12 protein-coding genes are annotated in these 13,274 nt (G+C 35.5%); 9 read left to right on the top strand and 3 right to left on the bottom strand.

The annotated features are described in order from the left end of the window. Positions 1-27: 27 nt before the first annotated feature. Positions 28-1,155, bottom strand: coding sequence for a radical SAM/CxCxxxxC motif protein YfkAB (gene yfkAB / locus MKX29_RS02145; protein ID WP_341103681.1), 1,128 nt, complete (start codon positions 1,153-1,155; stop codon positions 28-30). A gap of 144 nt (positions 1,156-1,299) precedes the next feature. Here yfkAB and MKX29_RS02140 point away from each other — a divergent pair, with 144 nt between their 5' ends. From MKX29_RS02140 to rlmD, 5 genes are all read left to right on the top strand, one after another. Continuing rightward, a complete protein-coding gene (locus MKX29_RS02140; protein ID WP_095370074.1) occupies positions 1,300-1,482 on the top strand; it encodes an SE1561 family protein in 183 nt (60 codons plus the stop codon). Positions 1,483-1,649: 167 nt separating this feature from the next. Beyond that, entirely contained in the window at positions 1,650-3,200 is a 1,551-nt protein-coding gene (locus MKX29_RS02135) for a fumarate hydratase (RefSeq protein ID WP_341103679.1), read from the top strand. A 125-nt stretch (positions 3,201-3,325) separates the two neighbouring features. Next, a complete protein-coding gene (gene pdaA / locus MKX29_RS02130; protein WP_341103677.1) occupies positions 3,326-4,120 on the top strand; it encodes a delta-lactam-biosynthetic de-N-acetylase in 795 nt (264 codons plus the stop codon). 325 nt (positions 4,121-4,445) lie between these two features. Beyond that, complete coding sequence (locus MKX29_RS02125) at positions 4,446-5,309, top strand: DNA-3-methyladenine glycosylase family protein (protein WP_341103675.1); 864 nt, start codon at positions 4,446-4,448, stop codon at positions 5,307-5,309. Positions 5,310-5,326: 17 nt separating this feature from the next. Then, positions 5,327-6,724: a 23S rRNA (uracil(1939)-C(5))-methyltransferase RlmD gene (rlmD, locus tag MKX29_RS02120; RefSeq protein ID WP_341103673.1), complete on the top strand. Its 1,398-nt coding sequence runs from the start codon at positions 5,327-5,329 to the stop codon at positions 6,722-6,724. A gap of 186 nt (positions 6,725-6,910) precedes the next feature. Here rlmD and MKX29_RS02115 read toward each other — a convergent pair whose 3' ends face one another. Further along, positions 6,911-7,072: a hypothetical protein gene (locus MKX29_RS02115; RefSeq protein WP_341103671.1), complete on the bottom strand. Its 162-nt coding sequence runs from the start codon at positions 7,070-7,072 to the stop codon at positions 6,911-6,913. Positions 7,073-7,229: 157 nt separating this feature from the next. Here MKX29_RS02115 and MKX29_RS02110 point away from each other — a divergent pair, with 157 nt between their 5' ends. Then, positions 7,230-8,315: a CotH kinase family protein gene (locus MKX29_RS02110; RefSeq protein WP_341103668.1), complete on the top strand. Its 1,086-nt coding sequence runs from the start codon at positions 7,230-7,232 to the stop codon at positions 8,313-8,315. A 328-nt stretch (positions 8,316-8,643) separates the two neighbouring features. On the opposite strand, the gene MKX29_RS02105 is transcribed toward MKX29_RS02110, so the two are convergent. Beyond that, entirely contained in the window at positions 8,644-9,471 is an 828-nt protein-coding gene (locus tag MKX29_RS02105; protein ID WP_341103666.1) for a UTP--glucose-1-phosphate uridylyltransferase, read from the bottom strand. A gap of 208 nt (positions 9,472-9,679) precedes the next feature. Between MKX29_RS02105 and MKX29_RS02100 the strand changes: the two genes are divergently transcribed. Genes MKX29_RS02100 through MKX29_RS02090 form a run of 3 tightly spaced genes read left to right on the top strand, consistent with a single transcriptional unit; the run spans position 9,680 to position 13,100 of the window. Continuing rightward, positions 9,680-10,960 carry a UDP-glucose dehydrogenase family protein gene (locus MKX29_RS02100; protein ID WP_341108172.1) on the top strand — a complete coding sequence of 427 codons (1,281 nt, stop codon included), beginning with the start codon at positions 9,680-9,682 and terminating at the stop codon, positions 10,958-10,960. Beyond that, entirely contained in the window at positions 10,957-11,910 is a 954-nt protein-coding gene (locus tag MKX29_RS02095; protein ID WP_251163091.1) for an NAD-dependent epimerase/dehydratase family protein, read from the top strand. Before MKX29_RS02100 ends, MKX29_RS02095 begins: the two co-directional genes overlap by 4 nt. Then, positions 11,910-13,100: a glycosyltransferase family 4 protein gene (locus MKX29_RS02090; protein ID WP_341103664.1), complete on the top strand. Its 1,191-nt coding sequence runs from the start codon at positions 11,910-11,912 to the stop codon at positions 13,098-13,100. The genes MKX29_RS02095 and MKX29_RS02090 overlap by 1 nt, the downstream gene beginning before the upstream one ends. The last annotated feature ends 174 nt before the right edge of the window (positions 13,101-13,274 follow it).

The raw sequence follows: 13,274 nt of genomic DNA, 5'->3' as shown, positions 1-13,274 counted from the left end.
AGTGCGCCATTTTATTGGCGCACTTTTCTATTTCTCAACTGAGATATTTGCTTTTTTAGTTTGGAAGTCTATTTCAGGGTAATAACTGTCTTTTACTAACACATTTGGCCCTAAACATCTTGCTTCACTACAATGGCAATTTAAAGACTTAGCAAGCTTCGTTTCCATCCACTTATCGAAAACAGATGGAAGTGCGTCTGTCTGTATATTCCCTAAAGGAGGTGTATCACCAAAGTCCGTTACAATCACATCACCAGTAAAAATGTTTACATTTAGTCTTGAACGACCATCAGGATCATTTCTAACAGTGACATTCTGCTCATTATGAAGACGTTGTAATAAAGCTAAGTCTTCTTCATTATTGCTGCATGGATAAAACGGCAATGTTCCAAACAACATCCAAGAATCTTTGTCACGAATATCCAATAGATGATGGATTGCTTGGCGCATTTCTTTTAATGATAAAGTTTCGAGAGTAGATGCAAAATCTGAAGGGTACATTGGATGAACTTCATGACGTTGACAATGCATTTCTTCTGTTATTTGCTTATGGATTTTCTCTAAATAGGGTAATGTTCTTTTATTTAACATTGTTTCAGCAGAGACCATTACACCAGCTTGTACGAGTTCTTTACTATTCTCGATCATACGATCAAAGAGTACCTGTCTTTGCTTTATGGATGGTTTTCTTTCCATCATAGCAAAACCACCCTCAATAAATTCTTCTTCGGTACCCCAGTTATGAGAAATATGTAAAACATCTAAATAAGGGATAATGCTATCATATTTACCTCTATCTAATGTGAGGTTAGAATTAATTTGTGTTCGAATACCGCGTTCGTGAGCATACTTAAAAAGAGGGATCACATAGTTATGAACTGATTTCTTCGATAGCATCGGTTCGCCTCCCGTTATAGAGAGTGAACGCAATTGCGGGATTTCCTCTAAGCGTTTGATTAATAAATCAACAGGAAGTCCATCAGGATCTTTTGGTTGCAGAGTATAACCAACAGCACAATGCTCACAACGCATATTGCATAAAACCGTAGTTGTAAATTCAATATTGGATAAGGTTAATTTTCCATAATCATCGATATCCATATAAGCTTCCCAAGGGTCATAACTTGGTGAAATTGGTAACGTTTGAGATATCATTCAAAAAAACTCCTTTAAGTAAATCTGTAGTCATTATTCATCTAACGTAAGCTTCTGTCAACCTTTAATGAAAAATAAACCTTTATTGCAGCTCTATTGCATTTCATGTAGGATTAAAGTTGTGTAGAGAAAGGAGCGAATACTGTGGGCAATTCAATTACTGATAAAGACAATCAAGTAGCTTTCTTAAAGCAACGTCTTCATATGTTTATGGACGTATTAGATGCGATAGAACCTGAAAACACGGAGTTAGAGGATGTTGATCGTCTCATCGAAATGATCGACGATCTTGAATCTAAAGTAAGGGAATTTAATCATAGAGATTAAAAAGAAGTGGTGAAACCCTCTAAAAAAAATTGGGTTTCACCATTTTTTTGTTTCTACAGTTGGTCTTTTCTTGACTAAAGAATGAGTATATAATGGTATACGATAATGATTCTAATTTTTCGCAAAAGAAATTGATCGGTCGCAAAGGGAAAGGGGAACTTTGAGAAATGAATATGGAGCAATTCCAAAAAAGTATGTACGACTTAATTGTAGAAACTTCGACGAATTTACCAAAGGATGTTCGTCGGGCAATTAAGGTAGCAAAAGAAAGAGAAAGTGCTGGTACGAGATCAGCGATGAGTCTGGCAACAATTACAAATAATATCTCTATGGCAGATGATAACGTATCGCCAATCTGTCAAGATACAGGATTACCGACATTTAAAATCAAAACACCAGTTGGCGTCAATCAACTAAAGATTAAAGAAGCAATTAAGAATGCTATTGCAGAGGCAACAAACGATAGTAAATTGAGACCTAACTCTGTTGATTCCTTAACAGGTGCTAATAGCGGAGATAATTTAGGTGGTGGCACACCAGTTATTAAATTTGATCAGTGGGAAGAAGAGTATATAGACGTTCGTTTAATTCTAAAAGGCGGCGGCTGTGAAAATAAAAATATACAGTATAGTTTGCCTGCAGAACTTGATGGTTTAGGAAGAGCCGGACGTGATTTAGATGGTATCCGTAAATGTATTATGCATTCGGTTTATCAAGCACAAGGACAGGGATGTAGTGCAGGATTCATAGGTGTAGGGATTGGCGGAGATCGTTCATCTGGTTATGATTTAGCAAAGGAACAACTATTCCGTTCTGTAGATGATGTAAATCCAAATGAAGATTTACGAAAACTTGAGGAATATGTTCTTAAAAATGCAAACGAGCTTGGAATTGGGACAATGGGGTTCGGAGGAGAAACGACTTTATTAGGATGTAAAGTTGGTGTGATGAATCGTATTCCTGCTAGCTTTTTCGTATCTGTAGCCTATAATTGCTGGGCATATCGTAGACTTGGGGTAAAAGTAAATCCTGACACTGGTGAAATTAATGAATGGCACTATCAAGATGGTGAAAAAATTAATTTTGCTGACGAAGCAGCGCAAGAAACCGCTGCAACAACAGAAGATGAACAAGAAACAAAAGTTGTTACGCTTCAAGCTCCAATAACAGAGGAACAAATCCGTGAACTTAAAGTTGGCGATGTGGTCCAAATCAATGGTCGAATGTATACAGGTCGTGATGCGATCCATCATCATTTAATGGAGAACGATGCCCCTGTAGATTTAAATGGACAAGTAATATATCATTGTGGACCAGTAATGATGAAAGATGATCAAGAAAAATGGCATGTAAAAGCAGCAGGTCCAACTACAAGTATCCGTGAAGAACCATATCAAGGAGATATTATGAAAAAATTCGGTATTCGCGCCGTGATTGGAAAAGGCGGTATGGGACCGAAAACATTAAAAGCGCTAGAAGAGCATGGTGGAGTATACTTAAATGCAATTGGTGGAGCAGCGCAATATTATGCTGATTGTATTAAAGAAGTAGAAGGTGTTGATTTAATGAACTTCGGTATTCCAGAAGCAATGTGGCACCTACGTGTAGAAGGATTCACAGCAGTAGTTACAATGGATTCTCACGGAAATAGTCTTCATAGAGATGTAGACAAATCCTCGTTAGAGAAGCTAGCGAAATTTAAAGAACGTGTATTTTAATTTGTTCTTGAGACACCAACATAGAGTGGTGTCTCTTTTTTATATGGATAACTATTTTGGAAACTTTTAGCGCTCGTAATTTATTGTTGCTAGCAAACAATAAGAAAAAAAGAAGGAGAAGCGCTATGAAAAAATTGATGATATTAGTAAGTATCTTTCTGTTTATCTGTTCAATCCCTGTCTCAGCAAGCGAATTCAGCCATGCTCCTATCCATTGGGGAATTAAAAAAGCACAGAATGAATCGCCGGCGGAAGCGGGAAAAATGCTTGATAATCTTCTAACAAAGCATCAATCTGTTTATAAGGGAGATCCGACTAAAAAAGAAATTTATCTTACTTTTGATAATGGGTATGAAAATGGGTATACGGATAAAATTCTTGATGTGCTTAAAAAAGAAAAAGTACCTGCGACATTCTTTATTACAGGTCATTATATTCGTACGGCACCAGATTTAGTAAAAAGGATGGCAAAGGACGGACATATAATCGGCAACCATTCTTGGACTCACCCAGATATGACAAGGATTAGTCGCGATAAATATAAACAAGAATTAGAAAAAGTGAGAGCTGAGACGGAAAAGTTAACAGGTGTTAAACATATGTCCTATTTAAGACCACCTCGTGGTATTTTTAACGAACAAGGATTGGCTTACGCAAATGAATTGGGCTATACCCATATCTTTTGGTCTCTAGCCTTTGTTGATTGGAAAACAGATCAACAAAAAGGCTGGAAATACTCCTATGACAACATTATGAAGCAGATTCATCCAGGAAGCATATTATTATTACACACAGTATCAAAAGATAATGCAGATGCTTTGCAACAAGCAATTGTGGATTTAAAAAAACGAGGATATGAATTCAAATCATTAGACGATCTTATGTGGAGCCAAGCCTTGGATAGCTCCTACTTATATTAACAGTCACCACCTACAATGAACTTCATTGTAGGTGTTTTGATTTATAAAGAAAGGATAATGGCAAACAGAGAGTGCTTTGGATCTATAAGTCATAAAAAAGCGAAAAACAAAGCTAACAAAGTTCCATCAAAATTTATAAGCAACATAAATAATAGATGCAGTATTCATCATTTATAAGAAGTAAAAATCCCCATTAAATCATTGTGAAATTCTTGTTATAATTATATGTAAGAACAGGTATTCGTCTTGATAGAAGACAGTTGAAAAAGCTCATAAAAAGATCCTTAGTATAATACGAGAAAAAACAGTGAAGGATGAACGGTGAATGGAGATAATAAAAGAAATAGGTGGACCCTATAATTTTGATGCTGTTTTAAGTCGCTTATCAAGTGACCCGCTTATTTGGGTGAATCGAGACAAGAGAATGTTAAAGGTACCCCTTAAGTTACAAAATGAATCCGTCGTTGTTACGATCACCGGTTTGGGTACAACGAACAAACCTAAATTTCTTATGACAGGATTAAATGAAGCAACAAAAGAAGAAGCGTTGGTTAGATTAACAGATATTTTTCGGTGGAATATTCCCTTAGCAGATGTTCATCAACATTTTCTAAAAACGGATTTGCGTCATGTATTTCTTGCTCATTATGGAACACCTTTTGTGTTAGATTTTGATTTATTTGGTTCGCTCCTCAAATGTATTGTTCATCAACAATTGAATATGAAATTTGCTTATACGCTTACAATGAGGTTTGTGCATAAGTTTGGTTATGAGAAAGATGGTGCTTGGTTTTATCCTGATCCTGAAACAGTAGCTAATGTAACAATTGAAGATTTAAGGGCATTACAATTCAGTGGTAGGAAAGCAGAGTATGTTATTGGGATTGCTAAAGAGTTAGCAGAAAAGCAATTATCTTTATTGCAACTAAAAGAACTGTCAGATCGTGAAATTCATGATAAACTGATTAAATTAAAAGGCGTAGGTCCATGGACAGTGCAGAATTTTTTGATGTTTGGTTTAGGGAGAGATAATCTTTATCCAATGGCAGATATTGGCTTGCAAAATGCGTTAAAAAAGCTTTATCAATTAGAGCAGAAGCCTTCCTACGAACAAATGGAATTATATGCAAAAGACTGGACGCCTTATTTAAGCTATGCCACCTATTATTTATGGCGTAGTATCGAATAACTGTGGAGTGATTATTTTTGAATAAACAAACGAATCGTAAAAAAGAAACTGCCGTTCAGTTAAAACTCAAGCAACGGTTTCCTTTAACAATCAAAAGGTTAGGTATTAACGGAGAGGGTGTCGGATATTTTAAAAAGAAAGTGGTCTTTGTTCCTGGTGCCCTGCCTGATGAAGAGGTTGTAGTAGAAGTCACAAATGTTCAACCGAAATTTTCAGAAGCAAAGATAAAAAAAGTGAGGAAACCTTCTCCCTACCGAGTAGAGGCACCTTGTCCGTTATTTGGTGAGTGTGGCGGATGTCAGTTACAACATCTTCGCTATGATCGCCAGTTAATAGAAAAAAGGGATATGGTTATTCAATCGTTAGAGAGACACACCAAAATAGATCCAAGCACCATTCAAATAAAACAAACAATCGGAATGGAGGACCCTTGGAGATACCGGAATAAAAGCCAATTTCAAGTAGGGACGAAGCAAGGTGAAGTGATTGCAGGATTATATAGCATGAATTCACATCAGCTTATTGATATTGATGAATGCATCGTGCAGAAGCCAGAAACAATATCTGTTACAAATACGATGAAGCGTATTCTTCAATATTTAAACATTAGTGCTTATAATGAACGCACGCGCAAAGGTGATATCCGTACAATTGTGACGAGAGTGGGTGTGAAAACTGGGGAAGTGCAAGTTGTGCTCATTACAAGACAAAAAGAGCTTCCAAAGTCTTCACTAATAGTAGAAGAAGCTACCAAGCGGATTCCGAATTTACGTTCGATTATTCAAAATGTCAATGGCCAAAAAACATCTCTCATTTTTGGGGATGAAACCATACCACTTGCGGGTGAAACGTTTATATATGAAATGCTAGGGGATATCCAATTTGAATTATCGGCACGTACTTTTTTTCAACTCAATCCAGAGCAAACCGTCAAATTGTATAATGAAGTCAAAAAAGCAGCAAATCTAACTGGTAAAGAAACGATTGTTGATGCGTACTGCGGAGTAGGAACAATTGGATTATGGTTGGCAGATCAAGCAAAAGAAATACGTGGAATGGATATTATAAAAGAATCAATCACAGATGCAAAGAGAAATGCAGCTAAACATGGAGTGAAGCATGCTAAATATGTAACGGGTAAGGCTGAAGAATGGTTACCTAAATGGGTGAAAGAAGGCTTTCGTCCAGATGTTATCGTTGTCGATCCCCCAAGAACAGGTTTGGATCAAGCATTATTAAAAACAATCCAAAAAGTCAAACCTAAAAAATTGGTTTACGTGTCTTGTAACCCATCTACACTGGCAAAAGACATCGATTTTCTCCACCGTCAATATAAAGTAAAAAGCATACAGCCAGTAGACATGTTTCCACAAACAGCCCACGTGGAGTGTGTCGTCTTATTAACCTTGATATAACAGAGTGATTGGCAAGGAATTGATGTGATTAATCACGTTTTAACTACGTCAGAATGACCACATCAACTTCTTGCTTTTTTAGTGTGTAGCGACCGTATATTAACTTATTACAATTTTAATACTTCATCAAACTGTGCAATTCTTACCTGCATGTCATGAGTAATTATGATTAAAAATGTCTAATGTTCATATACGAGAACCAGAGCCAGAACCAGAGCCAGAGCCAGAGCCAGAACCAGAGCCAGAGCGGTTATCATTAGCTTTTGATCCTGGGTTTCTACTTAGAAATTCCTCATTCCCAGCGTCTTTTGCCTCATTTAGAAGCTTTTTTACGTCTTCTTTTCCCATCTATAAAAACCACCTTTTAATAATAATCCTTAATATTTAAGGTAGTTTATTTTATGAAAAAATTTTTCATTGGTTCTAAACTTCCAATTAATTAATGATCATTTGCATTATTTTTTTCATATGATAATGGGTAAAGTGAGGGAGGCGATGATATAAGATGCAGAAGAATACTATACCTACATTAAGTATTTCTACGCAACCAGAACTGATAGAATTTTTAGAAAAAAATATTTGGCATGATGAATTAATTCCATCTAAATTAGTTATAAACAATCATTCATTTGATATCGGTATTACTTATAGAGGAAATCATACACGTAAATTAAGAAAAAAATCTTACAAAGTTGATTTTGGAACATATAATGAGGAGTTTCTTGGACGTGAAATTCACATTAATGCAGAGTATTGCGATCCTTCTTTCATTCGAAATAAGCTATCTTTCGATTTTTTTGAGCAGATTGGAATCAATTCACCTGATTGCAGGTATGTTTTAATTGAGATAAATGGAAGGCCCTCAGGAACTTACTTACAGCTTGAATCTGTTGATGATCACTTTTTACAAAAAAGACAACTTTCATATGGGCCTATTTATTATGCAACGAATCATCAAACTAATTTTTCTTTGTTAACCACCAAAGGTGAGCCCAAATCTTCATTAATTTCAGGGTATGTGAGAAAAATAGGGAATGCTGAGGACGATTCTGATTTAGAAAAGCTAATAATAAAAATCAATACGATACCACGTAATGAGTTTGGCAAAGAAATTGTAAAGTACTTGGATGTCAAAAAATATTTAATTTGGCTGTGTGGTGTGATTTGCACACAAAACTACGATGCTTTCATTCAAAATTATGCCCTTTATCGAAATGGAGAATCAGGATTGTATGAAATGATCCCATGGGATTTTGATGCAACATTTGGAAGGGATTGGAATGGAGGGGTTATGAAGTTTAATCGAGTTCCTATCGAAGGTTTTAATACACTCACGGCAAGACTTCTTGATGTAAAGGAATTTCGTGTTCAATACCGCATTCTTTTAGAAGAGATATTAGAGAATTATTTCACAGTTTCGGAATTTGAACCAAGAATTATCAACCTTCATAATTTATTGCGTCCCCATATAGCATTAGATCCATATAAAAAGGATGCTATTGATTTATTTGATAAAGAACAAGAATTTATCCTGCAATTTATTTTAAATCGCAATCAGTATCTTAGAGATCATCTTAATGATCTGGAATAAAGGGAAATAATATTTCATGCCTAGACTCTCAGTATTTTAGATGGGAGTCATATTAGTGTGCAAAGGTAGTTTATAAACAGGGTATGAAAGTTCCCATGGAGACAAAGTCGAGCATGTCTCGGTTATGCAGAATTTGAACGCAGCCCTAGACAAAACCTCTGTCTGAGATAAGAGGTAAATTATTGGACTAGTTTGCAAAAGCAAAACAAGGTCGAGATCGGGCTGCGGAATCTCTCTATATTTTGTTAAGTTCATTCGTTTTGTAGTACACCAATAAGGAATGAATGGATATTTAATTGCAGGATAAATCAAGCAAGGCAAACAAGGACTATTCATCCTCTTTTTTAAAATTACTCATCAATTTTTGAATAAGGTTGAAATATCCTTTATCTGTACCGATGTCATAGCGTTTTGCAGATACTTCCACACCGTAGCACTTTTCTAACTTTAATAATTTTTGTATTGCATCGGTTAGTTGAACTTCACCTCCAACTCCTTTACTTCCTTTTTCTAAATATGAAAAAATAGATGGTTCAAAAATGTATCTCCCACTTACGGCTAAATTAGATGGGGGAGTGGAGCGAGGCTTTTCTACAATATCAGATATTTTATAGGTATTATCTTGTAAATCAATCGCTTTCACTACGCCGTAGTATTTTAATAACTCTTCATTCAATTTTTCCAGAGCAATTACTGTAGATTGATAATTTTCGTATACGTCTAAAAGCTCTCGTAAAGCGGGCTGGCCCCTTTGTAGAAATATATCATCAGGAAGAAGAACAGCAAATGGATCTTTACTTGCAAATCTTTTACCTAAGAGTATTGCTGTACCTAGTCCATCTGCAAAGGGTTGGCGTACATATTGAATAGAAATAGCAGGTCCGACAATTTTATTCAATAAATGTTGTTTTCCGGTCTTTTCTAAAAAGGCTTCATATTCTAGAGATCGGTCAAAATAATCTAAAATCATATTTTTATTACGGGATACCACTATTAAGATTTCTTCAATTCCTGATTCAATGGCTTCTTCAATAATATATTGTATGGCTGGTTTACCTGCGATCGGGAACATTTCTTTTGGAAGCACCTTTGTTATTGGCAAATTTCTTGTACCGAAACCTGCAGCAGGAATGATTGCTTTTTTTACTGTCTTCATCATAACCTCTCCTCTTCACTTTCTATATATTAATCTAATATATTTTACTTGGTAATTTGTCCAATAAGAAAAGGTACATAACCATATAGTTTTTGTTTTTTTACCACTTTTACCTTAAATATTAATCCCCCTTTCACGTTTTGTTTGAAGCTAAATAAGATAATGTTAAATTGAATGTTTTTAACATGAGCAAGTAAGGATGATAATGGTGAAAATATGTGTCATTGGTACAGGGTATGTTGGTTTAACTACTGGTGCTGTGTTGGCGGATTTAGGTCATGAGCTTTACTGTGTTGATAAGAGTAAATTGATAATAGAAAAATTAATTGAGGGAGAAATCCCTATTTATGAACCAGGATTAAAGGAACTAATTGTTCGAAATAAAAAAAGAGGTCTTCTTCATTTTTCAACGGATATCCAGCGTATGATAAAGGAATGCCCAATTCTTTACATCACAGTTGGTACTCCTACAAAAGAAGATGGGAGTCAAAATCTAACAGCGATTAACGAAGTCATTGACACCTTGGTGCAGACAATAACCTCTCATAAAACAATCATTATTAAAAGTACGGTACTACCAGGTACCAATGAATGGATTCATCAAACATTAATAGAAAAAGGGATCGACTCGCGTATGTTCGACGTTGTATCCAATCCAGAGTTTCTTAGAGAAGGAAACGCTGTATTTGATATGATGAACCCGGATAAAATTGTTGTGGGTGGAAAAAGCACTCAATCTATTAAAATAATTCAAATTCTGTATGAGAAGTTACAAGCACCTTATATTATTACTTCATTAACAGGAGCAGAGATGATTAAATATGCCAATAATGCCTTGTTGGCAACAAAAATCTCATTCATTAATGAAATCGCCCGTATTTGTGACGCCTATAATGTGGAAGTAACGCATATTGCAAAAGCGCTAGGAACAGACAATAGAATTGGTCCCTATTTTTTGAATGCAGGATTAGGATATGGTGGGTCTTGTTTTCCAAAGGATATTCGGGCATTAGAATACGCTGCCAAACGAAGAAATGTCAATCCTGAGATGTTAAGGGCCGTTCAAAATGTGAATGACTCTCAAATTGATTTGTATATTGATAAATTAACAAATAAATTAACAAACTTGGATGGGAAAAAAATAACCGTTTGGGGCTTAGCTTTTAAGCCCGACACAGATGATATACGTGAATCAAGGTCATTATTATTAATTGAGAAATTATTGGAAAGAGGGACAGAGGTCCACGCCTATGATCCTATTGTCAATTCTTTTGAACCTGCCATTACCATTCATCATGATATGTATGAAGCTATTAAAGGAGCAGATGCATTAATTATTGCAACAGAATGGAACCAGTTTAAAACCGTAGACTGGAAAAAGGTAAATGAGTTAATGAAGGGAAATATTTTAGTGGATGGACGGAATATCATTGACCCTAAAATCGTAAGAAAACATCAACTTCAATATATTGGGGTGGCTAGACAATGAGGATTATCGTAACAGGAGCCGCAGGGTTTATCGGTTCTCATTTATGTGAGAGGTTATTAAAGGAAGAAGAGAATGTGGTTATTGGCATTGATGGTTTTATAGACCCATCCAAGAAGTCAACTAAACTAAGAAATATAGAAAATCTGTTGATTCATCCACGTTTTCAATTTATAAATAAGAATTTACTAGGCATTGATTGGAGTGAAATTCTTGCCAAAGATGATGTGATATATCATTTAGCTGCTGTACCTGGTGTTCGTTCAAGCTGGGGTAACAACTTCAAGTTGTATGAGGAAAATAATATTCTTGTCACCCAACGGCTATTAGAGGCTTGTAAGAATGTTTCTTTAAAGAAGTTTATTTACGCTTCCACCTCTTCTGTATATGGAGAAAAGGTTGGTATGGTTTCAGAAGATTGCCCACTTTCACCACTTTCTCCTTATGGTGTAACGAAGCTAACAGGAGAGTATTTATGTAAGGTATACAGTGAAAATGATGGTCTTCCAATAACTATTCTTCGGTACTTTACTGTTTATGGACCTAGACAGCGATCTGATATGGCATTTCATCGATTTATCGAATGCATTTTAACGAATAAACCTATTCCAATATACGGTGATGGCAAACAAACACGTGATTTTACGTTTGTAGAAGATTGTGTAGAAGGAACTTTTGCTGCTCTTTATGCAGAGGGTACCCTTGGAGAGACAATTAATATTGGTGGTAAAGAACGGAAATCTATCTTGGATGTCATTGAAATATTAGAAGAGTTAACAGGGAAAAAAGCCAACGTGGAATTTATTGGAGAACCGCGCGGGGAACCGCGACATACTTGGGCAGATATTTCAAAGGCATTGAAGATTCTGCAATATAAGCCAGCTGTGCCGTTAAAAGAAGGGCTTCTCCGAGAAATAAATGATTTAAAGATTATTTATAAGGAGGAAGAGTAATGAGGCTTGCTTTAATTTGTACAGAAAAACTCCCTTCTCCTGCTATAAAGGGAGGTGCAATTCAAATGATGATTGACGGTGTAGTTCCTTTTCTTAGTAAAGAAAATAACTTAACTATTTTCTCTGTCACCGATCCATCTCTACCTAATTATGAAGTGCGTAACGAAGTGCAATACATTCGGTTACCATCTGAAAGTTATGAAATTGATATTGCTAAAATACTTACTGAAAAAAGGTTTGACGTTATTCATGTTTTTAACCGTCCATTAAATATTCCTCTCTATAAAAAAGCTTCCCCTTCAAGTCAGTTTGTTTTAGGACTTCATAATGATATGCTTTCTGAAAAAAAGGTATCACTGGAGAATGGAAAGGAAATTGTAAACTCTGTTGATAGGATTGTTACGGTTAGTGAATATATAAAACAAACTGTGGTGGAGAGGTTTCCAGAAGCAGAATCAAAAACAAAAGTAGTTTACTCAGGAGTAGATTTAGTAGAATATCCTCCTGTCTGGTCAGAGCAAGGAAAACAAATTAGAGAAGAATATCGACAAAAATACAATATTGGAGATAAAAAGGTCATATTATTTGTAGGAAGGCTCACTAAAAATAAAGGACCTCATCTTCTAATATCCGCCTTTAAAGCTATTGCTAAAAGATACCCTCATACTGTACTTGTGATTGCTGGGGGAAAGTGGTTTAGTGATGATGGAATAAATAACTATATTCGTTATTTGAAGAAACTAGCCGAACCGTTAGGTGACAAAGTTATTTTCACGAATTTTATTCCTGCAAGTGAAATTTCTAACATCTTTTTAATGAGTGATATTTTCTGTTGTTCTTCCCAATGGCAAGAACCCTTAGCTCGGGTTCACTATGAAGCTTTTGCTGCTGGTATCCCTATAATATCAACAAATAGGGGAGGAAATGCAGAGGTAGTTTCTCATAAAGAAACGGGTTATTTAATTGAAAAGTATGATCAAGCTAGTGAATTTGCAAAAGGAATTAATTTCTATTTAAAGAACCCGGATACTATTAATAGCATTACCCGAAATGCAAGAGAATTAGTGGAATCAAATTTCCAATTTCATCATGTTGCTAGCCGGTTAACCAACGTTTATTCTGAGTTGATTCCAAAACAAAACAAAGATAATTATCGTAAAATGTTTCGGTCGCCACTCTTTCGATTCTAATCGATTAACAAAAATGAGGGTGAGTAAGGTTGCTAGCTAACCTTTTGCTCACCTTTTTTATTGTAAGTAAACATGATGTGAATAATGACAGTTAAAAAGCAAGATTTTGCGACCGATAAAAACTATTGGTGTGTAGGTGATCAGGTGATTTTAAGCATCATTCGTCGGTGATAT

This window comes from Cytobacillus sp. FSL R7-0696 (assembly GCF_038006865.1).
Taxonomy (GTDB): domain Bacteria; phylum Bacillota; class Bacilli; order Bacillales; family Cytobacillaceae; genus Cytobacillus; species Cytobacillus kochii.
Note: the sequence above shows the minus strand (reverse complement) of the source record. Positions and strands in the feature narration are given on the sequence as shown.